This is a genomic window from Mesorhizobium ciceri biovar biserrulae (genome assembly GCF_001618845.1).
Classification (GTDB): Bacteria; Pseudomonadota; Alphaproteobacteria; order Rhizobiales; family Rhizobiaceae; genus Mesorhizobium; species Mesorhizobium ciceri.
On the sequence record NZ_CP015064.1, the window covers coordinates 3,084,377 to 3,107,040 of the forward strand.

The window sequence follows — 22,664 nt, forward strand, 5'->3', positions numbered from 1 at the left end:
CCTCAGCCAACGCCTGAAGTAAGGCTGTCGGCCTGATCATCGGCCGACGATCTCGGGGTTAGCCGGGATTGCTCGCACAATATTTCTATGGGCAGTTGGTTCCCCCGACCGCTTGCTTGGTAATTTTCGTACAGGGAATACCCTTGCCCGCGCTTTCATCGGGCCGAATCGACAGCCGATTTTCCGATGCCGAGGCGAGCGTTCAGGCTTGCATCACCATGCGGCTGTGACGTGCAACGACACTTTCCTCATCGGTCGCAATCACCCGTACTTCCACCTTGCTCTCGGGACGACTGAGGATCTCGGCGTGGGTGTTGTTGGCGCGATCTTCAAGCACCACGCCAAGCCAGGTCAATTTTTCGCATATGGCCTTGCGGATGGCCGCGGACCGTTCGCCGATGCCGGCGGTGAACACCAGGCATTCAAGGCCACCCATCGTGTTTGCAAGCGCCGCGGCCTCTCTCGCGGCGCGAAAGGCGAAAAGCGCCATCGCCTCTTGCGCGCGAGGATCATTGCTCGCTTCGAGCGTCCTCATGTCGCCGGAAATACCGGATACGCCGAGCAGGCCCGACTTCTCGTAGAGCATCGCCTGCAGTTCTTCCGCCGCGATGCCTCTTTCCAGCAGGAAATACAACAGCACGCCGGGATCGATGGCGCCGCACCGCGTGCCCATGACGAGGCCATCCAGGGCCGAAAAACCCATCGTGGTATCGATGCTTTTGCCCCCGTGCAGGGCGCAAAGACTTGCCCCATTGCCGAGATGGGCGACGATCGTGTGTTTCGCCGCGAAAATTGGCGATATCTCGCTGAGCCGCCCGGCGATGTATTCATAGGAGAGACCGTGGAACCCGTAGCGGCGCAAGCCTTGCTCTTCATACTGGCGCGGAAGGGCAAAGCGCCGCACGAGCGGATCGATCGTCTGGTGGAAAGCGGTGTCGAAACAGCCAACCTGTGGCAGGTCCGGTTGCAAGGCGGCTATTGCACGGACGGGCGCGAGACTGCGAGGCTGATGCAGCGGAGCAAGCGGCGTAAGTTTGTCGATGGCGTCGATGATGTCTGGGGTCAGACGGACAGGTTCGATGAACTCGCTTCCGCCATGCACGATGCGATGGCCGGCGCAGATCAGGTTTCGTTCCCCAATTTCGCCCTGCACCCAGTTCAGCATCTCGCCTATGGCCGCGTCACGCCGCTTGTCGGCGGTGAGCGGCCGATCGCACTGCACCGTTCCGTCGGCCGCTTTTGCGCGCAGTGTGGGTTTGTCGCCCAGGTCCAGCGTGCCGCGTGAAACGAGTTGCATATCCCGTGATGAGACAAGATCGTAAAGCGCGAACTTGATGCTGGACGAGCCGGCATTCAGCGCCAGGATCGACCGACGCATCATTGGCGCCCCTTTGTCGCGGCTTTGTCGGGCCAGCTCCATTTCTGGATTTCGGGCATGTCTTCGCCGTGCTCGCGCACATAGGCCTTGTGCTTCGCCAACCTGCCGTGGAGTTCGCCGGCAAGCCCTTCGGCCCTTTTGGCCAGTCCCGGCACGCGTTCGATGGCGGCGAGCGCGAGATGGTAGCGGTCGAGTTCATTGAGCACCACCATGTCGAATGGCGTCGTCGTGGTGCCCTCCTCGCGGAAGCCATGCACATGCATGTTGTCATGGTTGGCGCGGCGGTATGTCAGGCGATGAATGAGATAGGGATAGCCGTGATAGGCGAAGATGACGGGCCGTGTTTTCGTGAACAACGCGTCGAAGTCCCCGTCGGGCAGGCCGTGCGGATGCTCCGTGTTCGACTGCAATGTCATCAGGTCGACAACATTGACGACGCGGATTTTCAGGTCGGGGATCGCGGAGCGCAGAATGTCTGTCGCGGCCAGTGTTTCCAGGGTCGGCACATCGCCGGCGCAGGCCATGACCACATCGGGCTCCTCGTGCTGAGCAACCGTGCCGGCCCATTCCCAGATGCCCGCTCCAGCTTTGCAATGCGCTCCGGCTTCTTCAATGGACAGCCATTGCGGTCCCGGCTGCTTGCCGGCGGTGATGACATTGATGCGGTTATAGGTTCTCAGGCAATGATCGGTGATCCACAACAGGGTGTTGGCGTCCGGCGGGAAATAGAGCCTTACCGTGTCGGCCTTCTTGTTGGCGACCAGATCGGCAAAGCCCGGATCCTGATGGCTGAAACCATTGTGATCCTGCCGCCAGACATGCGAGGTCAAAAGGTAATTGAGCGAGGCGATCGGCTTGCGCCAAGCGAGCTCGCCGGAGGTCTTCAGCCATTTGGCATGCTGGTTGACCATCGAATCGACGATATGAATGAAGGCCTCATAGCATGAAAACAGGCCATGGCGGCCGGTGAGCAGATAGCCTTCAAGCCAGCCCTGGCAGAGATGCTCGCTCAGCACTTCCATGACGCGACCATCACGGGAAAGATGGACGTCATAGGGCTCGATGCGCTCCATCCAGATCCGATCGGTGACCTCGAACACGTCGTCGAGGCGGTTGGAGGATGTCTCGTCCGGCCCCATCAGGCGGAAGTTTCGCGCCTCGGCATTGAGGCGGAACACCTCGCGAAGATAGCTTCCGCAAATCCGCGTCGCCTCGGCAATGACGCCACCTGGACGCGGCACTTCCAGCGCCAGGCTTTTCCAATCTGGAAGCATCAGATCGCGCTTCAGCAGGCCGCCATTTGCGTACGGGCTTGCGCCCATGCGCCTTGTCCCTGTCGGGGCAAGTGCCGCAAGCTCCGGCAACAGGTGCCCGCTTTCGTCGAACAGCTCTCCCGGTTCGTAGCTTCGCATCCAGTTTTCGAGGATCTTGCGGTGCTCCTCATTCCCTCGAGCGTTCGATACCGGCACTTGATGCGAGCGCCAGAAACCCTCGACTTTTTCGCCATCGACCTCCTTCGGCCCGGTCCATCCCTTGGGGCTGCGCAGCACGATCATCGGCCATTTCGGGCGTTGACCATGCCATCCCGGAGCCCGTGCCTGCTCCTGAATGGAACGGATGCGATCGAGCACCGTGTCGAGCGTCGCGGCCATGGACCGGTGCATGGCAAGCGGCTCGTGGCCTTCGACGAAGAACGGTTCGTAGCCATAGCCGGCGAAAAGGTCTCGCAATTCCTGATCGTCCATGCGGCCGAGGATCGTCGGATTGGCGATCTTGTAGCCGTTTAGATGCAGGATCGGCAGGACGGCGCCGTCCGACGCTGGGTTCAGGAACTTGTTGGAATGCCATGCCGCCGCCAGCGGACCGGTCTCGGCTTCGCCGTCACCAACGACGCAGGCAACCACCAGACCCGGATTGTCGAAGGCCGCACCGAAGGCATGAACCAATGCATATCCCAATTCGCCGCCCTCATGGATGGAGCCTGGCGTCTCGGGCGCGGCATGGCTTGGCACGCCACCGGGAAAGGAAAACTGCCGGAACAGTTTCCTGAGGCCGTCTTCGCCCTGCCCGATATCGGGATAGATCTCGCTATAGGTGCCCTCGAGCCATGTGTTGGCGACCATTGCGGGACCGCCATGGCCCGGGCCGCAGATAAACAGAACATCGAGGTCGCGTTCGCGGATAACGCGGTTCAGATGCAGGTAGAGAAAATTCAGGCCCGGCGTCGTGCCCCAATGGCCAAGTAACCGAGGCTTGACGTGCTCGGCCTTCAACGGTTCGCGCAACAGCGGATTGTCGAGCAGATAGATCTGGCCGACCGAGATGTAATTCGCGGCGCGCCAGTAACGGTCCATGAGGTCGATCCGTTCGTGGCCGATAGCCTGCGGCGTCGCGGCAGCCTTGTCGTTCATCGACATCTCCAGCTTTCGGTTCGCTGGTGATAACTGGGGCATCTTTGCGCTTGAGCAACCCCCGACTGCCGCCGTCCGGGACAGTGTCGCGACCCGAGCGGCCAAGAGACCGGTCGCTATCCCGCTGGAGCGAGCGGCTCTGTCCGCAAATAGGCGGGAACCTTGAAGTCCTCCAGCGGTTAGAAACTGGAATCGCGAAGGCCAGGTTCAAGGCAGCTACCGCGAAGGACAACCTCGAAGCGTTGCACCAAAGGGAGCTAAAAAATGCTCGATCTTCCTCGTGCCCGTGATCGAATGGTCAATATCCACGTCGGCCGGCGTGGCATCCATGACCGTGAAATTCTGCAGGCGATGCGCGAAGTTCCACGCGAGGCCTTCGTAGAACCCGGTTTCGAGGAATTTGCTTATGAAGACACGCCGCTGCCGATCGCCGACGGCCAGACCATATCGCAACCCTACATCGTCGCATTCATGATCGAAATGGCGGACGTCAAACCGGGTGACCACGTGCTCGAAATCGGCACCGGCTCGGGTTACGCCGCCGCTGTGATGAGCCGGATCGTCGAACAGGTCTACACCATAGAGCGTCATCCCGGTTTGGCAGAAACGGCGAAACGGCGGTTTGAAAAACTCGGCTATCGAAACATCGAGGTCCGGACAGGCGATGGCACCAAGGGCTGGCCGCAGGCGGCGCCGTTCGATGCCATCGTGGTGACAGCCAGCGGTCCCGGCGCACCGCTCGCCCTTCAGGAGCAACTCGATGTCGGCGGCAGGCTCGTCATTCCGGTCGGCGACGACCCCGATCTGCAACGCCTGCTCAAAGTCACCCGGACAGGTGCCGCAACCTACAGCGAGGAGGATTTCGGCGGCGTGCGCTTCGTCCCTCTCATCGGCGAGCAGGGTTGGTCGGAAAACGGCACCGTCACCAAGGTCGGTCGTCCACTTCGACATCCGCATCCAATCAGCCTGCCCGATATGATCGCGGCCGCGGCTGAACCGCTGCCCGATTTCGACGATCCGGCCTTCGGCGCATTGTTCGATCGGTTCGCCGACCGGCGCGTCGTTCTGCTTGGCGAGGCAAGCCATGGCACGTCCGAGTTCTACAGGGCGCGCGCGGCGATCACCCGCAGGCTCGTCGAACGGCACGGCTTCACCATCGTCGCGGTCGAGGCGGACTGGCCCGATGCGGCGGCGATCGACCGCTACGTTCGCCATCGTCGGCCGCGAACAGGCGCCGGTGCGCCATTCCAGCGGTTTCCGACGTGGATGTGGCGCAACACCGATGTCGCGGCCTTCTCCGACTGGATGCGCCGTCGCAACGAGAAGCTAGAACCTTCGGAGCAAGCAGGGTTCTACGGCCTGGACATCTACAATATGAGCGGGTCCATAGGCGCGGTCCTCGACTATCTCGACCGGGTCGATCCCCAGGCAGCCAAGATTGCACGCGAACGGTATGGTTGCCTGACGCCCTGGCAACACGAACCGTCTACCTACGGCCGTGCGGTGCTCACCGCCGGCTATAAAAAATGCGAGAAAGCCGTGCTGGAACAATGCCGGGACTTGCTCGCCAGACAACTCGATTATGCAAAACAGGACGGAACCGACTTTCTCGACGCCAGTCAGAATGCCCGGCTGATCGCGTCCGCCGAACACTACTACCGGATCATGTACTATGGCGGTGCGGAGTCCTGGAACCTGCGCGACACCCACATGTTCGAGACCTTGGAACATTTGTTGGACGCCGGCGGCCCCAACTCCAAGGCGGTGGTGTGGGCGCACAATTCCCATATCGGCGATGCCCGCTTTACCGAGATGGGTGTCGTCAGGGACGAACTGAACATCGGTCAGCTCTGCCGGCAGCGTTTCGGCGATGAGGCAGCGCTAGTCGGTATGGGCACGCATTCCGGCACTGTAGCGGCCGCAAGCGACTGGGATGGCGAAATGGAGGTGAAGCAGGTTCGCGCGTCGCACGCCGACAGCTACGAACGGCTTTGCCACGATTCTCTCGTATCGCGGTTCCTGCTCGACCTCGGGCGCGACAAGACGCTGCGTGAGCGGCTGCTGGAACGCAGGCTGGAGCGATTCATCGGGGTAATCTACCGGCCGGAAACCGAGCTGGGCAGCCACTATGCGGACGCTTCCCTGCCCCAGCAGTTCGACGCGTTCCTATGGTTCGACAAAACCGCGGCAGTGACGCCGCTTGGCCCGGAGCATGCAAGAACCGGCGTTCCCGACACCTATCCATTCGGGCTCTAACCGGCGCGCGCGGCGAGCCGATGAAGCAGAGCCCTGGAACCGGAACGGCCCATCTGGCTTGCATTTTTAAACTGAAATCCCGTCGAAGGAGTTTTCTCATGACCGGAACCAAACATCCGAAATGGAAAAAACCGAGCGATGCCGACTTGGCGAACAATCCTGGTATCGGGACTTCCAAGGGAACGATCAAGGAAGGCGAAGAGTTCGAGCTTGAAGGCGAGAACACGGTCGAAGGCGATGTCGAGAACGACACGACCGCTGCTGGCGGGATCGATCCAAGACAAAAGATGCGGACCAACAAATAGCATGCCGTTGGCATCGCTGCGATCAACTTCCCCGGAAGGAGTGAACCATGCCACTTGCCCTCAGCAGCGCCGCCTTTGCCGAAGGCGGACCAATTCCCGAAAGATATACACGAGACGGCAAAAACGTATCGCCGCCGCTGAAATGGTCTGGAGTACCGGACGACGCCAAAAGCCTCGTTCTCGTCCTTCAGGATCCTGATGCGCCGAGCGGAACGTTTGGTCATTGGGCGGTATTCAACATCTCCGCGGAGACAAGGGAACTTCCCGAGGCGGAAAGCGGCAAGCCAGGTCCCGGTGCCCTTAGGCAAGCAACAAATGATTTTGGCAACGCCTATTACGACGGCCCTGAACCCCCGGTCGGACATGGCGTCCACCATTACCATTTCCGGCTGGCCGCGCTCGACACGCCGAGCCTTGCCATTCCGGCCAGCGCAGGCGTCGAGCGCATCTGGCGGGAGGCGCAGAAACACTCGCTCGAGCAGGCAGAACTCATCGGAACCTACGAACGCAATCCGTAAGTTGATGACCGAGGTGGCATTACCCTGCTGCTGCGCGGAACGGTTCTCCTCCTTGCCGGTTGTCTGGGAAAGGAGATGCCGCCATGTTTGGAGATATCATGTGGTTGGTCGTCGTTGCCGGCGGCCCATTGTTGCTGATCGTGCTGTTGGCCTATGCCGTTATCGCACGCCGCCGGCGTGGGCCCGCCGAACGAAGGGAAAGCGACCGGGCGACCGACCGGCTATACCAGGACAAGCGTTGATCCGCATCGCAAGATATCCGATCGGACGACATCCAATCGGCAAGACATCCAATCGGCAAGACAGGGGATCGTAAGCCGCAGCGGGCGACGACGATCCCCAACTGGGTCAGCGCATTATCCTTTGCCGCAACCACGCAAAGAACCTGCCGCTGACGGCTGAGCGGACTCGCGTCGCAGCCCAGCGCGCTTTCATGGTTGAGCCGACGTGGCAATCGCAGACGATGTCGTGCAACTGCCAGTCGTTCAGCTCGAAAAAGCGCTTTGCCTCGCCGTAGGTATCGTCTTTCAAACCCGATGCGCGCAGCACTGGATCTTCGAAAGCAACCGAAATTGCGGTTCCCTCGCCCCGCATCATTGCACGTGCTTCGGGGTGCAGATGTTCGGTGCCTGCAAACGCGCCAAGGCATCGCTCGGGATTACGCTCCAGCAGTTCAGCCCAGCGCTCGATGCGCTGATTTCGTGTCATTGCGGAATATGCAGCCGACGATTCAATCTTGGCGACGGCATGCAGTTGGTCGAGTGTTTGATGTTTCATGGCCAGCTCCTGTTGAGGCAGCGAAGCGCCCACGCCTTCAAGGGAATTACCGCGCCGTAATGCTTCGACAAGAGCGCCAGGCTGGAGAATTCGACACAACCGGATTGGGCCGGCGGGATCATAAACACACGTGCTGCGTTCATCGGCGGGGGCTGCTTGTGACAAGCCGCTGATCCGCGACGGGATGCATCCATGTTCATCCAGCCAATCGACTATTTCCTTGCCGTCTGGTTCGCTCTTGCCGCCGCCTCGACGCTCTATGTCGGCTTCGATCAATACCGCAACAATCCCGAACCGGTGGTGATGAAATGGGGTTTCATCCTGGTGACCCTCTATATGGGTCCATTGGGGCTGCTGCTTTATGTGCTTGCAGACAAGGAGCCACGACCGGGCGAGCATGAAGACTTCACCAGGCCGCTATGGAAGCAGGGCGTCGGTTCGACCATCCACTGCGTTGCCGGCGATGCAACCGGCATCATTCTCGCGGCGGTCATCACGGCAACGCTTGGCCTGCCGATGTGGCTCGACCTCATCGTCGAATATCTGGCGGGTTTCGCCTTCGGCCTGTTCATCTTCCAGTCGCTGTTCATGAAATCGATGATGGGCGGCACCTACTGGGAGAATGTGCGCAAGAGCTTCCTGCCCGAGTTCATCTCGATGAATTTCATGATGGCCGGCATGGCGCCCGTCATGAGCTTCCTGATGATGGGGCGCGACATGCGCGCGATGGAGCCGACCGAGCTCTTGTTCTGGGGCGTGATGTCGATCGGCGTCATTGCCGGCTTCACACTTGCTTATCCCGCCAATGTCTGGCTGGTCGCCCGCGGACTGAAGCACGGGTTGATGACGCAGCGCCCGGAGGCGGCCGAAATGAGCAGTCGAGAGCCGACCGCCCAGCAACAGCACGCTACGCATCATGCCCGCGCCGGCGATGATCGACGACAAGGCCACGCCAACACATCCCACAAATCCAAACGCAACGGCCATCAGATGGAGACGGACGCCACGACGCCGCAGATAGCAGCCCTCGGCATGGTCTCGGTGCTGGCGCTGGCGATTGGCATGGCCGCACCGGCGAACTGGCTGAACCTGACGCTTTCGGCACGTGACGTCGGCGGGGCGATCATGCCGCAAGGCATGATCATGGGCCGCGACACGCCGGCGGAAGCCATGCGTGACATGGCTGCAACCAATCCGCATCGCGTCACGGCATCCTATGGCCTTGCCGCCAAGGGCGACCAGGAACTGCCATTCCGCCTGGAGAACGGCGTCAAGGTGTTCGACCTCAGGCCCTCAGTGGTCCGCTGGCAGATCCTGCCCAATGTCGCGGTCGACGCCTATGCCTACAACGGCCAGATCCCCGGTCCGCGCATCCACATTCGCCAGGGCGATAAGGTTCGCATCGACGTCACCAATGACCTGCCTGAGGAGACCACGGTGCATTGGCACGGCATGATCCTGCCGAACCAGATGGATGGGCCCGCCGAGATCACCCAGCCGCCGATCGAGCCTGGGCAATCCTATTCCTACGAATTCACCGCGACCCAGCACGGGACCTATTTCTATCATCCGCATGCCAAGCCGGACCGTACCCAGGCGCTGGGGCTCTATGGGGCGCTGATCATCGACCCTGCCAATCCCGCCGACGAGGTTCAGGCTGACCACGACTATGTGATCGAACTTCAGGAATGGCTGGTGCGCGATGGACTGACCTATCCTTCGATGCCGATGGAAGGCGGTATGCCGAACTTCTTCACCATCAACGGCAAGGCCTATCCCGCAACCGACGCCATCCCCATGAAGGTGGGCGAGACGCTGAAGGTGCGTTTCATCGGCACCAATAATGGCTTCGTCCATCCCATGCATATCCATGGCGGACCCTTCGAGGTCGTCGCTCGTGACGGTGAGACGCTTCCTCCCTCGGCGCGCTTTCTGGCCGATACGATCAATGTCGGGCCAGGACAGCGCTATGACGTCGTCTGGAAGGCACGGCGTCCCGGCAAGTGGCTCATCCATTGCCACATCCCGCATCACACGACGAACAACAATGTCGAGGAAAAGGGCGGCGGCGGGCTGATGGTCGTGATCGACGTCGGTTAGATCTGCCACCCCCCTGTGGATTTACCTGTGTCATCGGGGGGCGCGTTGTTGCGCGCTACTTCTTGATAATGGTTCCGTTGCGCAAGTCGAATGCTTCGGTACCGCGAGCCTGGCGATAGAAATCATCCTGCAATTCACCCCATTCGCCGAGAAAGGCGCCGCAATTGCTGCAATGAATTGGCGTCGACTCGTTGGCGTCGTCGGGAATGTCCATTTGGATGGTCCCACAAGCCTTGCAATCGAGTTTGTCGTCCAGCCGTCGTCCCATTTCCCAATGATTGCGCATTTTCGACCATGAGCCAATTGTCGATTTCGTACCAAATCGCATCGACCATGGCTCATCGGTCAATCGCGAGAGTCAAAAAGGACGGCCAGACCCAGTTCCCGTGCCAGCTCGATGATCGTCTCCATCAATTCATCATCTGTATCCTGCAAATAAGGCGCGTCCCTGCGAGCGGCCTCTATCGCCGCTTTGACCGAAACGATGTCGCCGTATCGCGCACTTCGAAGCTCTTCTGCCAGAAACGCCTTGGCGGTACCGACAGGTCTTATTGCCCATCTGGCGATGCTCATGCGGCTCCCTCCCATGGTCACCTCAGCTTCATTTTGATCCTGTCCAAGGTGCAGATCAATCGATGGTACGATTCCGTACGGAGCTACCCAACCGGTTGGAGACAGCCGTGTGACGAACGCCTTGGCCAGGGTTTTCGGCGTCTCTCTGGGGTGAGTTGGGGCGAAATCGCCCGGTGGGACCGGCCTTGCGGAACCATCGCTCAGCATGGGGGTTTCTTCAAAATCTCCCTCGAAGAATGCAAGGAGCGACCATGCGCATGTTGACGATAGCTGTCGCGCTTTCCGGGGCGGTCACCATTCAGCCCGTCTACGCCCAAACTATCGGACCGCAGCTTCCCCAGGTGACGCCACCGCAGGGCGAAGCGCAGCCGGAGCTGGCGCCGCCCGATCCAGGCTCTGCCGGTTTGAATTTCACCGGCGTCGCCATTGTCGCCGTCGAGGATTTGCCGGACGAAATCAAGGCGCAGGCCGATGCCGTGATTAACCAGACCAGCGCCGAAGATTTGCTTCGCCTGCAAAGCTCCGTCGATGCCTCACCTCAGGCGACGTCGGCTTTGAGAGCGAATGGGCTCAATTCCTCGCAGGTTGTCGCTGCAAACATAGATGGCGATGGCACGCTGACGCTGATCATTCAGACGACGACTTGAGGCATCGAACCATACGCATCACTGAATCGACGAAATGCAGTCGCGGAGAGCAGCAATGGTCGAAGCCGCCGTTCGCAACTTCACCATCAATTTCGGGCCACAGCATCCCTCCGCCCATGGTGTTCTTCGGTTGGTGCTCGAACTGGACGGCGAGATCGTCGAGCGTGCCGATCCGCATATTGGCTTGCTCCATCGAGGCACCGAAAAACTCATAGAGCACAAGAACTATTTGCAAGCGCTGCCCTATTTCGATCGGCTCGACTATGTCGCGCCGATGAACCAGGAGCATGCGTTCTGCCTCGCCGCCGAAAAACTGCTCGACATAACAGTTCCAAAGCGTGGGCAGCTTGTCCGTGTTCTTTTTTGCGAAATTGGCCGGCTTCTGTCGCATCTCCTCAATGTCACGACCCAGGCCATGGATATCGGCGCCCTGACGCCGCCGCTTTGGGGATTTGCGGAGCGCGAGAAGCTGATGGTCTTTTACGAGCGCGCCTCCGGCGCTCGCATGCATGCGAATTACTTCAGAATCGGCGGCGTGCACCAGGATTTGCCTGCGAAGCTTCTCGACGACATCTGGGCTTTCTGCGATCCGTTCCTCAAAGTCTGTGACAACCTCGACGATCTGCTCACCGGCAGCCGCATCTTCAAGCAGCGCAATGTCGATGTTGGTGTGATCGGGCTGGATGATGCCTGGCGCTGGGGATTTTCCGGCGTGATGGTACGCGGATCGGGCGCGGCATGGGATTTGCGCAAGGCACAGCCATACGAATGTTACCCTGACATGGATTTCGACATCCCCGTCGGCAAGAACGGAGACTGCTATGACCGTTATCTCGTCCGTATGGAGGAGATGCGCCAGTCGGTGCGGATCATGAAGCAATGCCTGGAAAAACTGCGGTCATCCGAAGGCCAGGGGCCGGTCGCGATTCCGAACCAGAAGATCACGCCGCCGCGGCGCGCCACGATGAAACGCTCTATGGAAGCGACCATCCAGCATTTCAAACTTTATACCGAGGGGCATCGCGTGCCGGCGGGAGAAGTCTACGCCGCGGTTGAAGCGCCAAAGGGAGAATTCGGCGTTTATCTGGTTTCTGACGGGGGCAACGTCCCTTACCGGTGCAAAATACGTGCGCCATCTTTCGCCCATCTGCAGGCGATGGATTTCCTGTCTCGAGGGCACATGATCGCCGACGTTGCCGCGATCATCGGGTCGCTCGACATCGTGTTTGGCGAGATAGATCGTTAGTCCTCGGCAGGTTGCGCGCTTGCCCCGCGATGCAGAAATTCCCTCTCATGCGTGGACGGGAGGCTCTTCATTCTCGTCGGGGTTGGGCAGCGGAGTCTCGTCCGGAAGCGTTTCCGGTTCGGGTTCCTCGATCGGCTCCGGCTTCCATGTTGGAGGCGGCACGGGCATATCGCGATTTGGGTCTGGCTGTCTTGGCTGTGGCATCTAACTGTCTCCGTTCAGTCGGAACAACTCGTCCGCCGTGGCATGGTTCCTGGCAGAATACAGCCATCGAGATCGTTGCGCCCTCAAGGCAGGCGCACGTTGGTCCGCCCACGGATGCCGGCGCAAAAGTTGCAGATCGTTCGGAACCGGTCGGATTTTCGAGCCGTTGTCGTCGAAATCGACCAAGGAGAAGCGTGATGAAGGACAAGTCAGGAGATATCGACCATACATTGCCGCAGGTCGCCATCGACGATCAGCAGGTGCGACAGCTGGCCGCCACGACCGATTTGCCGTCCAGGCAGGCACGCGAACTGGTGCGCCGTCACGGCAATGATCCGCGGAAGCTGGAAGAGTTGGCGAGGTCGATCAACGCCACCAACTGAGTCCAGGCCAATGGGCATCGACGGCGCAAGCCGTTGGCATCAGATTTCCAGCAAGGCGTAGGGGCGGCCGCCAGGCTTGGCCACATGCATGGCGACGTTGTAGACCTTGGCTCCGCCAGGCGTTTGGCCTTCGTAAGAACCGCGATGTGCATGACCGTGCACGACAGCACTGACCTGGAATCGATCGATCGTTTCGGCCAGACGTGAAGAGCCCAGAAACGGAAATATTTCCAGCGGTTCTCCCGCGACGGTGTCGGCAATCGGCGCGTAGTGAAGGATCACCAGCGTGCGCTTGGCCCGCACCTGGCGCATCGCATTTTCAAGTCGCATTGCCTCGTTCACGCTTTCCGCGACCATCGTCTTGATCGCCGGTTCCCCGAATGAGCCGAGCATGCGTGACCCGAAGCCGCCTATGAATCCCTTCACGCCGACAAAACCGACCTCCTCGATTTCGACTGTCTGCCCGTCGAGGAGGTGAACATGCGCCTGCCGCAGGATCTTCGTGACGTCTTCCACCGCACCGGACTCGTAGTCATGATTGCCGAGGACTGCCACAACCGGAATCGAGCAGTTGCGCAGATCCTCGGCCAGCATCTCCGCTTCACGAGGCTTGCCGAGATTGGTCAGATCTCCCGTGAGAACGAGAATGTCCGCTTCGCTCGATATCTCGCCGAAGAGGTCTCGATACGAGTTTTGCGCATCTTCCCGGACATGGAGATCCCCGACCGCGGCAACTTTGAGCGCGCGTGCGCCGTCCTTGGGCGCGCTGCTCTTGACGGGATCAGCCATCACGGAATTCTCCCACACCACCGACGCCGGCGAAGCCCCATTCCTTGACGTCGATCTCGTAGTCGGTTTGCGAAAGCAGCCGCCCACGGCAGATCTTCATCCTTGGAGACGGCAATTGCCGTTGCTTGGCGAGGCGGTCGAGCAATTCATCGAGCAACCAGGCCGGGATATGATCGCGCTCGCTCGGATAGATCCATCTGAAATTGATAAGCTGCATCAACAGAACCTCCCAATGAACCTCCAGATAAGAAAGCAGCCGGTGCCAATCGATCTGATCGCCCGCCTTGAGAATCGTATGAGCGATATCGGCGCCGTCGTGTCGCCCTCTGTCCTGGATAAAGCATTTGGACCAGATGAGTTCGGTCGGGCCGATGATCCGCACCCTGCTGCCCAACAGCTCGGTTTGGCGGGCGTGTTCCAGCCACAGGTCGCCAACAGGCACCGTGCCGTTGGCCGAGCCGAAGATGACGTCGAAGAAATGCGTGCCCTTGAACACCTTGCCGAGCCACCGGTCGTCCTCGATTTCGACGGCATATCCAAGCTGCTTGAAATGGGCGAGGATCCGCGCGTAGTCGCCTGCCTTGCAGAAGATATCGAGGTCCTTGGTCTGGCGGGTGACACCCGTATAGGCGCTTACCGCGTAGGTCCCGGCGACCAGAAAGGGAATGTCGGTGGCGGCAAGCTCGCGGATTGCTTCGGTATAAAATACCTCCGCCTCGGCATTTTTGAGCGTCGGCGCCGCCTTTGCGTCAATCATGGGAAGCGAGACCAGAACGTTTTCAGGCAATGGGCCATTGGTCATGAAACGATGACTCCGAATCCGGCAACCGGCAGTCGCCCGCTGTGGTAACAACGTGAACCCCGCCTGGTTCCGCTACCGGGCGGCCAGCCAAAGGTTCATTCTCGTCACGTACTGGAAATTTCGGGATCGCGCCTGCCGATCCAAGCCCGGCCCAACGTCATCGCCGGCGCGCAAGTCTCTATGTCGCCTCGGAATCGGCCCATGCCGCCGCCAATGTCCCATTGGCCCAAATTTGAAACACCCCGTGGGTGCTCGATCTCGATCGTTTTAGAGTTTATTGGGCTTACCCAATCGGGTACAAAGCTGAAGCCGAGGCGCTTGATCTAACCGCACCCCGATCGGCGTGCGCCAAGCCATCATCAGGACCATCAAGGCATGACCCCCTCGCCTCCCTTTCTCGGCTTTCCCGACCGTCTTGCAGATAGCCGCGTGCCTCGTGCGGTGATCTTCGGGGCCGGTCACGGCAGCACCTATCCCGGCAAGGACAGCAGCGGCTATGCCTTGGCCGCCAACGCCATCCGTGCTGCCAGCCAGGACGATGCCGCGTTCGTCGAGCACTGGGATTTCGATCTTGGCGGCCCGCTGTTCGACGGCAAGCCGGACTCTTGCGTCGACGCCGGCGATATCTTGACCACCATGCATGACAATGCCGGCAACCGGGCCAGGATCGAGGCAAAAACGCGCGAGATCCTGACGTTGCCGGCTGTGCCGATCCTGATCGGCGGCGACTGTTCCATGACCATTCCCTTCCTCGCCGGCTTTGCAGAGCACGGGCCGGTGGGTCCTGCAGGTCGACGCCCATATAGACTGGCGCGACGAGGTTCATGGCGAACGCCACGGCTATTCGAGCCCGATGCGCAGGGCGAGCGAGATGCCGCATGTCGCCGGCATGGTGCAGGTCGGTCTGCGCAGCGTCGGCAGCGCGCGCATCACCGAAATCGAAGCAGCCCGGCGCTATGGCAGCCGCTTCGTGACCGCCCGCGAGGTTCATGCCCAGGGCGTCGAAGCCGCGCTCCGGCATATTCCGGAAGCCGCGCGGGTCGTCGTCACCCTCGACTGCGACAGCCTTGATCCAAGCATCATGCCGGGCGTGGCGGCGCGTACACCGGGCGGCCTCACCTACACGCAGGTAATCGACCTGATCGCCGGCCTCGGCAGGCGGGCCAGGATCGCAGGATTCGACCTTGTCGAGTTCTATCCTCCGGCCGATATCGACGGCCTGTCAGCGCTGACCGCCGCGCGCCTTCTCGTCAATGTGGCCGGCACCGTCGTCCGGCAGGTTTGATGTCAAAATCCCGCTCTTCGCCGCAGAGCGGCCCAAAGGCGCGTGAGCGAGCTTGCGGTTGAAATGCCCTTTTTGACACCTGGGTATTCGATCCTGCCTCGTCCGACCGGCTCGTCGCTCCAGACCAGGTTGAAAGCAATGCCCTTGAGCCCAAGCTCCCCGATCCGGCGTACGATCGTCTCCTGCAGATAAATATCGGATGTTCGCACCCCGTCGGCACGCTCGGGCAGCTTGAATATCTCGGTACCGCCGATTGCGTCCGCTCGAAGGACGAGGCTTTCGATCACCATGACGCCGCCATCGTCAAAGCGAACGATCTTTGAACGTTCCTCGTCCAGCGCATCGATCACGGTGGTGACATTGAAGAGCGATATTGGCTCGTCAGCAGGAAGCGGCAGGAATTCACCGTATGGTTGGAGGGTTGGCCGAAGCAACTTCGACGCCCTCGCTCGCAGGATGAGCACATGCTCGCCAAGCCATGGAAAATCTGAATATTGCCGGAGCGTACCGTCGTCGTGTTCGCGCAGGATCTCCATCCTGGGCGGATGCCATTGTGTCTGCTTCCGGCCGCAGAGCGTCGAAAACAGCTGGTAGTCGTCCGCCTGCCGAGGAAGGACCCATTCCTGTCCTTCGATCACGCTCAGGACATAGATGTTCATCCGGTCCCCCGCACATCATCGCCTTGGTAGGCTCGGCCTGCTGCGCTGCTCTTCGCGCGCGTTCTCACCGCTGATCCGCGACGGCCATTTGCGGCACCGGCGGCAATTCGGGTGCATCCATCCCTTTGAAAGGGTCACGCCAGGCGTCGATGTCTTCAAGTCGACGGTACCAGCGGCTGACAGAGGGATAATCGTCGAGCGGCAGTCTGGCGGCGTCGTTGAACGGTAGGAAGGTCGCCATTCGAAAATCGGCATAGGAAACCGAATTGCCGACCAGCCACTGCCGCTCGGCAAGCACGGCGTCGAGTATTGCCGCAGCCGTATGGAATTGGTTCAGGCCCTCCTCCACCCGCTTCTGATCGATCGGGCCGATGCCGTACCGCTGTTTCGTCCCACGTTCGAAATGCACCGTGTCGCAAGCGAGTGCGAAGTGCTCCTTGCCCCAGCTGAACCACCGGATCATCTCGGGTTCGTCATCGCCGGTGCGCCAGAAATCCGAATGCGCGTGGCGCGACAGCCTGCAGGCTATGGCGTCTGCCTCCCAGAGGCTCTTTCCCTCATCATCCACAAGGATGGGCAGTGAGAGGTTGGGATTTAACCGGCGAAATTTCTCCATTTGCCCGGCAGCGAATGGCGAGGCGAATTCGAAGTCCAGTTTCGTTTCGAGATAGCGTGCGACCGCGACCGCCAATCGAGGATTGGGATTGCGGCTGAAGTACAGCTTCATTGGGCACCGACGATCTGGGCGACCACGCAATAGTCGATCATGAGCAGCCTCTATGCAGCTTCGAAGTCAGCCCAAGCGCCCATGTATCCCAATGGATTGGGCTCGCCTTTCATCATCGTTTTTCGCCAAGCTTCCTGCTCGGCATTCATCAGAGCCAATTCCCAAACACAGGCAATAACAGGTCTCTTAACCGTGTCCATCGGTTCGGTTGCGGAATACAGCTTCCGATAGATGTGCTGACAAAGCACCGAACCCTGTATCCACCAGTGAGCTAAGATGGACACACCGAGCTCACCAGGATGAATGATCACAAAGCCCATGCCATTCTCGTCACCCTCGTCCGCCACACGCGGCAGAACCTCCTGTCGCACGAATGAGTGCGCCAGAGTCGCCATGGGTTCGTCGATCTTTCTGTTGTCTGCGACGAGACCATAGACTTTGAGCTTGAGACCACCAATGTCCCATTGCCCAAATTTGAAACACCACGCGGATGGTAGATCTCGATCGTTTCAGAATTCACTGAGCGCACTCCAATTGGCTATTGGCAGCAGACGTACCCGATAGCTCATCACGCGACTTGCACCCGGCGCGATCAGCATCAGGCCTGGTTTGTCGACAAAATCACCATCGAAATCCACCGGGCTTGCAAGGCCGTGCCAGGGTTCGATGCACAGGAACGGCGCGCCGCCCGGCTTTGACCAGACGCCCAACTCCCGAACCCCTTGCCAGGACATCTCGATCGCCGGGCCACGCTCGGCGGCATAACGCACACTGGAGCTTGCGGGCTGGTCCATGATCACCGCGTCCTCGTCGAACAACCGCTCGGAGAGCGGGAGTATGTTGCCTTCGACAGGCGTCGGCTGTGGCGTTTTCAGCAGCAGTCCGTCCTTAAGGCGGCGGATCGGCGCCGGCTCATCATCGGCAAAGATCAGCCGGTAGTCCGTCTTGGCCTGATCCGGCTGCAAGGGCCAATTGAATGCCGGGTGCGCCCCGATCGATGCCGGCAGGAGCTCATCACCAGTGTTGGTGATGTCGAAAGTCACATCAAGCTGCTGGCGGACCAGCGTGTAGGTCACTTCAAGCCGAAAGGCGAACGGATAGCGCGCCCGGGTGTCGACATCGTCGGTGAGCACCAGCGTGCAGGATCGCGGCCCCTTCCGCGCCCAGGCAAACGGCTTGTCGCGCGCGAACCCGTGCTGCGTCATTGGATAGGTCCGGCCGCGATGGCGCAGATGATCGCCCGCCAGCCGCCCTACGATCGGGAACAGCACCGGCGAGTGACGCCGCCATTCCGGCCCCGCCTGCCACAGGAATTCGAATCCGTGCGCATCTTGCAGCGAAATCAGTTCGGCGCCCTGCGCAACGATGGTCGCCGAGATACCGTCGCCATGAAGCGTTTGGCTGTCCTGTGCCACATTTCCTCGCGGGTCGTTGTTGAAGGCCGGCGCGGTGGGCAGACTAGCAAAAGCGCTTCGGGACTCAAGGTGCAGCCTGGTTCTGCAGGAACGAATTGTGGCCGGAGGATCTCCCTCCGGCCACCTCTCCGCATCAAGAGCAATAACCCTCGCTCTTGCCCACAGCGGATAGTCGTTATTCGCGTTCGCCGGTGAAATTCAGCAGCAGCTGGAAGATGTTGATGAAGTTCAGATAGAGCGAGAAGGCGCCGAAGACGGCAAGTTTCTGGCGCGATTCCGCGTCGAAATTCTCGGCATACTGTTCCTTGATCGTCTGCGTGTCCCAGGCGGTCAGGCCGATGAACACGGCGATGCCGATCACCGAGATGGCGAACTGCAGCGCGGTCGAGCCGAGGAAGATGTTGACGATGCTGGCGATCACCACGCCGATCAGGCCCATGATCAGGAACGACGAGAACTGGGTCAGGTCCCGCTTTGTCGTGTAGCCGTAAAGGCTCGTGGCGCCGAACATGGTGGCTGCGATGAAGAAGGTGCGCGCGATGCTGGTTCCGGTGAACACCAGGAACACGGAGGCGAGCGAGAGGCCCATGACCGCGCAGAAGGCCCAGAACATCGCCTGGGCACTCGCCGCGGACATGGTCTGCATCTTGAACGAGAACAGCATGACGAAGGCGAGCGGTGCCAGCATCACCACCCATTTCAGCGGGCTGGAGAAGATCGGCACGTAGAGCGCCGGCGTCGATGAGATCATGAAGGCGACGAGGCCGGTGACCACCAGGCCGACACCCATGTAGTTGTAGACGCGCAGCATGTGCTGGCGCAGGCCCTCGTCGAAGATGGCTCCGGTTTGGGCGCCGGCGCCGACCCGATATCCCAGATTGGGGGTGTTCATTTGCGTTCTCCTTTGTGGATCGATCAGTAGAGCGTCTTGGCGAGCGTCTCTGCGGCGCGGTCGAGGTCGTGGACCTCGCTTCGTCCGACCACCGCATAAGCCACATCGCCGATCTGGAAATAGGCCGATGAGATGTCGCCCGAGGGCGCGATCGTCGGCTTGACGACGTCGAAGGTTCCAGGCCGGATCGCAAACAGCGACACCAGCCCCATGTCTTTCGTCTCGACCGCCATCTCGACGCTCGGACCAAAGCGGGACGGATAGATCTGCACGTCGCGGACCTTCCAGTCCTTGGGCAGCGACGGCATGACGATGGCGGTCGCGGCGCGAATCTCGCCGGCGTTGTAATTGGGCGCCTCGGGCTGCGACGGCATGCTCTCGCGCACCAGCGTGGTCCTGTGGGCCCGCACTGCGTCGTCGACATAGGCGGGCGGCTGCGGCGAGGCGACGACCTTGGTCACCGACATCGGCCCGATGATACCGTTCGCCAGCCACCCGGCGGCGACGAAGACAGCAACCACCGCGGCGCGCTGCAGCACACCGAAGATGCGGCCGCGGGCAAGCCCCCTCTCCAGCCGCCGCGCGGCATCGGCGGTCGCGGGCCGTGCCATGCCTTTGGAGCCGGCAAGCGCCACGCGCAGTTCATCGCGGGTCCTGAGATCCGACATCACGCGCGCCGCCGCCTCCGGGCGAGCGGACAAGAATGCCTCCACCTCGATGCGGCGGGTGACGTCGATCTGGTCGTCGACATAGGCGTCGAGGTCGATATCCGTCACGGGATCGACAGTTGCGGTCATGAAGGGCCTCCAACGATCCTGAGGTGGTTTTTTGCCTTCGCCGGCTCCTCCATCTCGCGCAGTGCGGCGCGCGCCCTGCCGATGCGCGACATCAGCGTGCCGAGCGGCACGCCGCTGGCATCGGCGGCCTGCTGGTAGGAGAGGCCTTCGATAGCGACGAGGTGCAGCGCTGAACGCTGTTCTTCCGGCAGGCTGAAAAAAGCCTGGCGCACCTGCGCCAGGCGCACCGAATGTTCCTGTGGTGCCGGCGTGCTGCCGTCGGCCAGGTATCCAGCCTGTTCGACGCGCGACGCCTCGGACTTGCGGGCCCGCATCCTGTCGATGAAGGTGTTGTGGACGATCGACAGCAGCCACGCGCGCAGGTTTCCGCCGGAGCGGAAGGTGCTGCGCCGCTCATAAGCGCGCACCAGCGCGTCATGGACAAGGTCCTCGGCGTCGGTGCTGTCGCGCGTCAGCGAGCGCGCATAGCGGCGCAGCGAACCGAGCTGTCCTATGATGTCAAAGCGTGGCATCGGCGGTTTCATGTCCTGTTTACGGAGCATGTGGGGATTTTAATCCCTGCCCTGCCAATTTTCCTTTGGAGGACATCGTTCGAATGCAATGATTGTTGCCGGCATCAATCTTATCATCGGCATCGCCACGATGTGCCATGCCCGGTGGATCGTGCCTACTTCACACGCCTCTTCTCCAGCTTCCGCGCCAGTGTCCGGCGGTGCATGCCGAGCCGTCGTGCCGTCTCGGAAATGTTGAAGTCGGCTTCCACCAGCGTCTCGTGGATGCGCTCCCATTCGAGGTTCTTTATCGAGGTTGGCCGCTCGGCGAGCGGCACCGAAGCATTGCCCTCGACCTGGCCGAAAGCCGCTTCAATGTCGTCTGTATTGGCGGGCTTGGCGAGATACTGGCAGGCGCCGAGCTTGATCGCCTCGACAGCGGTGGCGATGCTGGCAAAGCCGGTCAACACGACGATCCGCATTTCAGGATCGTGTTCGTGCAGCGCCCTGACGCACTCAAGGCCCGAGCCGCTGGCAAGCTTGAGATCGACGACGGCATATTGGAAGGCAACGGTGCCGATCAGCGCCTGCACGCCGTCGACGCTCCGGCAGCTATGCGTTTCGTAATCACGCCGTTCGAAAGACCGGCGCAGTGCGTTGGCAAAGGCGATGTCGTCCTCGACGATCAGCAGCGTGCGTTTAGTCGGCATTGTGCCCTTGCGGAGACAGAGCAGCCAGCGGCAGATGCAACGTAACCGAAGCTCCCCCCTCGGTTCTGTTTCTTACGGTGACGCTGCCCCCCAGCTTGCGGATGACATTGACGACCAGAAACAGGCCGAGCCCGCTACCTGGCCGGTTCTTGGTCGACGTGTAGGGCTTGCCGAATTCAGCAAGCATGGCTTCTTCAAATCCCGGTCCCGCGTCGACAACTTCGATGATGAGATCGTCCGCGTGGCGGCTGACGATCAAACCGACCCATAGAGGCGACGCTTCAAGTGCGTTGTCCAGTACATTGAACATCACCTGTTTGAGCGCGGGATCGGAGACGATCTCCTGGTTGGCGCCGAAACGCCTGGTGTATTCGAAACCTTGCGGCAGCCGTGTCGACTTCCATTCGGCCACCAGCTCCGCCAGAAAGGCATCGACGGAGGTGCGAACCGTGCCTTCGCCGCGCAATTCGCCCGACGACATCAGGATTCCCGAAACGATCTTCTTGCAACGGTCCAACTGGCCCTGCATCTCCCGGATTTCCTGCGCCAGATCCGGATCGGCCTCGAGAACCGGCATGCGCTGCCAGTCGTTGAGGATGACGGAAAGCGTAGCCAGCGGCGTGCCGAGCTCATGCGCGGCGCCAGAGGCGAGCAGGCCCATCCTGACGATGTGAGCCTCCTCCGCCGATTGCTGGCGCAAATCCGCAAGATGAGCGTCGCGGGTGCGAATGTTGTTCTGGACCCTGGTGATGAACAGCACCAGAAGCGTTGCCGCCAGGACGAAACAGATGAACATGCCCTGAATGTGCAGGCTGAACAGCCCGGCACCGTGTGCGGCGGGCAGGCTGATCTCACGGTAGAAGGTGGTCAGCGCGATGAAGCACGTGCTTGCAATGAGGACAAGCGCCCAGACCGACCATGTCTCCAGCAGTACCGCGCCCAGGATGACCTGGAGCAGGTAAAGCGAAATGAAGGGATTGGACGCGCCGCCGCTCAGGTAAAGCTGGACCGTCAACGCGGTGACGTCGAGCAGCAGTCCAAGAAACAGCTCGGTGTTGGTGATCGCGTCCTGGCTGCTGTGCCGGCGCAGGCTGGCGACGTTGAGAGCGATCAGCAGCAGGATCACCACTGCCATCGGCACCAGCGGCAGGCCGATGCCAAGCGCGTAGCGGACGAACAGGATCGTCACGATCTGACCGCCGACGGCGATCCAGCGCAGTTGGATCAGAAGCAGGAAATTCTGCTTGTTGGTCTTGTCGTGCAGCGTCATTGGGCCGGGAGGTCCCCAGCCCTGGCCAA

General features: G+C 60.8%; 24 protein-coding genes and 1 pseudogene. 9 read left to right on the forward strand and 16 right to left on the reverse strand.

Annotated elements, in window-relative coordinates:
- Positions 1–202: 202 nt before the first annotated feature.
- Complete coding sequence (locus A4R29_RS14300) at positions 203–1,381, reverse strand: acetate/propionate family kinase (RefSeq protein WP_082827568.1); 1,179 nt, start codon at positions 1,379–1,381, stop codon at positions 203–205.
- Complete coding sequence (locus tag A4R29_RS14305) at positions 1,378–3,789, reverse strand: phosphoketolase family protein (RefSeq protein ID WP_063173685.1); 2,412 nt, start codon at positions 3,787–3,789, stop codon at positions 1,378–1,380. The genes A4R29_RS14300 and A4R29_RS14305 overlap by 4 nt, the downstream gene beginning before the upstream one ends.
- A gap of 264 nt (positions 3,790–4,053) precedes the next feature.
- Between A4R29_RS14305 and A4R29_RS14310 the strand changes: the two genes are divergently transcribed.
- The 4 genes from A4R29_RS14310 (at position 4,054) to A4R29_RS33100 (ending at position 7,110) form a co-directional block, all read left to right on the forward strand.
- Positions 4,054–6,045, forward strand: coding sequence for a protein-L-isoaspartate(D-aspartate) O-methyltransferase (locus A4R29_RS14310; RefSeq protein ID WP_063172176.1), 1,992 nt, complete (start codon positions 4,054–4,056; stop codon positions 6,043–6,045).
- Positions 6,046–6,143: 98 nt separating this feature from the next.
- Positions 6,144–6,350, forward strand: a complete 207-nt coding sequence (locus A4R29_RS14315; protein WP_013531530.1) for a hypothetical protein — start codon at positions 6,144–6,146, stop codon at positions 6,348–6,350.
- A 47-nt stretch (positions 6,351–6,397) separates the two neighbouring features.
- The gene (locus A4R29_RS14320; protein ID WP_063172177.1) at positions 6,398–6,868 is read left to right on the forward strand and encodes a YbhB/YbcL family Raf kinase inhibitor-like protein; all 471 of its coding nucleotides are present in this window, start codon (positions 6,398–6,400) and stop codon (positions 6,866–6,868) included.
- Positions 6,869–6,951: 83 nt separating this feature from the next.
- Positions 6,952–7,110: a hypothetical protein gene (locus A4R29_RS33100; RefSeq protein ID WP_013531528.1), complete on the forward strand. Its 159-nt coding sequence runs from the start codon at positions 6,952–6,954 to the stop codon at positions 7,108–7,110.
- Between the two features lie 106 nt (positions 7,111–7,216).
- On the opposite strand, the gene A4R29_RS14325 is transcribed toward A4R29_RS33100, so the two are convergent.
- Positions 7,217–7,645, reverse strand: a complete 429-nt coding sequence (locus A4R29_RS14325) for a hypothetical protein (protein WP_013531527.1) — start codon at positions 7,643–7,645, stop codon at positions 7,217–7,219.
- Positions 7,646–7,837: 192 nt separating this feature from the next.
- On the opposite strand from A4R29_RS14325, the gene A4R29_RS14330 reads away from it, so the two are divergent.
- Positions 7,838–9,745, forward strand: coding sequence for a multicopper oxidase domain-containing protein (locus A4R29_RS14330; protein WP_063168034.1), 1,908 nt, complete (start codon positions 7,838–7,840; stop codon positions 9,743–9,745).
- Between the two features lie 55 nt (positions 9,746–9,800).
- On the opposite strand, the gene A4R29_RS34635 is transcribed toward A4R29_RS14330, so the two are convergent.
- Positions 9,801–10,094, reverse strand: coding sequence for a hypothetical protein (locus tag A4R29_RS34635; RefSeq protein WP_164745831.1), 294 nt, complete (start codon positions 10,092–10,094; stop codon positions 9,801–9,803).
- A complete protein-coding gene (locus A4R29_RS14340) occupies positions 10,091–10,318 on the reverse strand; it encodes a hypothetical protein (RefSeq protein WP_013531524.1) in 228 nt (75 codons plus the stop codon). Before A4R29_RS14340 ends, A4R29_RS34635 begins: the two co-directional genes overlap by 4 nt.
- Positions 10,319–10,569: 251 nt before the next feature.
- Here A4R29_RS14340 and A4R29_RS14345 point away from each other — a divergent pair, with 251 nt between their 5' ends.
- The 3 genes from A4R29_RS14345 (at position 10,570) to A4R29_RS14360 (ending at position 12,798) form a co-directional block, all read left to right on the forward strand.
- A complete protein-coding gene (locus A4R29_RS14345) occupies positions 10,570–10,965 on the forward strand; it encodes a hypothetical protein (protein ID WP_013531523.1) in 396 nt (131 codons plus the stop codon).
- Positions 10,966–11,020: 55 nt separating this feature from the next.
- Positions 11,021–12,211 carry an NADH-quinone oxidoreductase subunit D gene (locus A4R29_RS14350; RefSeq protein ID WP_063168035.1) on the forward strand — a complete coding sequence of 397 codons (1,191 nt, stop codon included), beginning with the start codon at positions 11,021–11,023 and terminating at the stop codon, positions 12,209–12,211.
- 401 nt (positions 12,212–12,612) lie between these two features.
- Complete coding sequence (locus A4R29_RS14360; RefSeq protein ID WP_013531520.1) at positions 12,613–12,798, forward strand: hypothetical protein; 186 nt, start codon at positions 12,613–12,615, stop codon at positions 12,796–12,798.
- A 39-nt stretch (positions 12,799–12,837) separates the two neighbouring features.
- On the opposite strand, the gene A4R29_RS14365 is transcribed toward A4R29_RS14360, so the two are convergent.
- Positions 12,838–13,587: a metallophosphoesterase family protein gene (locus A4R29_RS14365; RefSeq protein ID WP_013531519.1), complete on the reverse strand. Its 750-nt coding sequence runs from the start codon at positions 13,585–13,587 to the stop codon at positions 12,838–12,840.
- Positions 13,580–14,389 (reverse strand): nucleotidyltransferase family protein, encoded by an 810-nt coding sequence (locus tag A4R29_RS14370; RefSeq protein ID WP_063168036.1) that lies wholly within the window; start codon positions 14,387–14,389, stop codon positions 13,580–13,582. Before A4R29_RS14370 ends, A4R29_RS14365 begins: the two co-directional genes overlap by 8 nt.
- A 375-nt stretch (positions 14,390–14,764) precedes the next feature.
- Here A4R29_RS14370 and A4R29_RS14375 point away from each other — a divergent pair.
- A pseudogene (locus A4R29_RS14375) lies at positions 14,765–15,674 on the forward strand (agmatinase).
- A 2-nt stretch (positions 15,675–15,676) separates the two neighbouring features.
- Here A4R29_RS14375 and A4R29_RS14380 read toward each other — a convergent pair.
- The 9 genes from A4R29_RS14380 to A4R29_RS14420 all read right to left on the reverse strand — a co-directional run bounded on the left by A4R29_RS14380 (position 15,677) and on the right by A4R29_RS14420 (position 22,635).
- Positions 15,677–16,333 (reverse strand): imm11 family protein, encoded by a 657-nt coding sequence (locus A4R29_RS14380; RefSeq protein ID WP_013531516.1) that lies wholly within the window; start codon positions 16,331–16,333, stop codon positions 15,677–15,679.
- 64 nt (positions 16,334–16,397) lie between these two features.
- On the reverse strand, positions 16,398–17,060 hold the full coding sequence (locus A4R29_RS14385; RefSeq protein WP_063172180.1) for a glutathione S-transferase family protein: 663 nt from the start codon (positions 17,058–17,060) through the stop codon (positions 16,398–16,400).
- 50 nt (positions 17,061–17,110) lie between these two features.
- Entirely contained in the window at positions 17,111–17,455 is a 345-nt protein-coding gene (locus tag A4R29_RS33110; RefSeq protein ID WP_167355177.1) for a hypothetical protein, read from the reverse strand.
- 114 nt (positions 17,456–17,569) lie between these two features.
- A complete protein-coding gene (locus A4R29_RS14395; RefSeq protein ID WP_063172181.1) occupies positions 17,570–18,475 on the reverse strand; it encodes an aldose 1-epimerase family protein in 906 nt (301 codons plus the stop codon).
- 175 nt (positions 18,476–18,650) lie between these two features.
- Positions 18,651–19,367, reverse strand: coding sequence for a Bax inhibitor-1/YccA family protein (locus A4R29_RS14400; RefSeq protein ID WP_023812012.1), 717 nt, complete (start codon positions 19,365–19,367; stop codon positions 18,651–18,653).
- A 23-nt stretch (positions 19,368–19,390) separates the two neighbouring features.
- Complete coding sequence (locus A4R29_RS14405) at positions 19,391–20,164, reverse strand: anti-sigma factor family protein (RefSeq protein ID WP_013531511.1); 774 nt, start codon at positions 20,162–20,164, stop codon at positions 19,391–19,393.
- Positions 20,161–20,676, reverse strand: coding sequence for a sigma-70 family RNA polymerase sigma factor (locus tag A4R29_RS14410; RefSeq protein WP_174299063.1), 516 nt, complete (start codon positions 20,674–20,676; stop codon positions 20,161–20,163). Before A4R29_RS14410 ends, A4R29_RS14405 begins: the two co-directional genes overlap by 4 nt.
- 155 nt (positions 20,677–20,831) lie before the next feature.
- Entirely contained in the window at positions 20,832–21,365 is a 534-nt protein-coding gene (locus tag A4R29_RS14415; protein ID WP_024505205.1) for a response regulator transcription factor, read from the reverse strand.
- The gene (locus tag A4R29_RS14420) at positions 21,355–22,635 is read right to left on the reverse strand and encodes an ATP-binding protein (RefSeq protein ID WP_063172182.1); all 1,281 of its coding nucleotides are present in this window, start codon (positions 22,633–22,635) and stop codon (positions 21,355–21,357) included. Before A4R29_RS14420 ends, A4R29_RS14415 begins: the two co-directional genes overlap by 11 nt.
- Positions 22,636–22,664 lie beyond the last annotated feature (29 nt).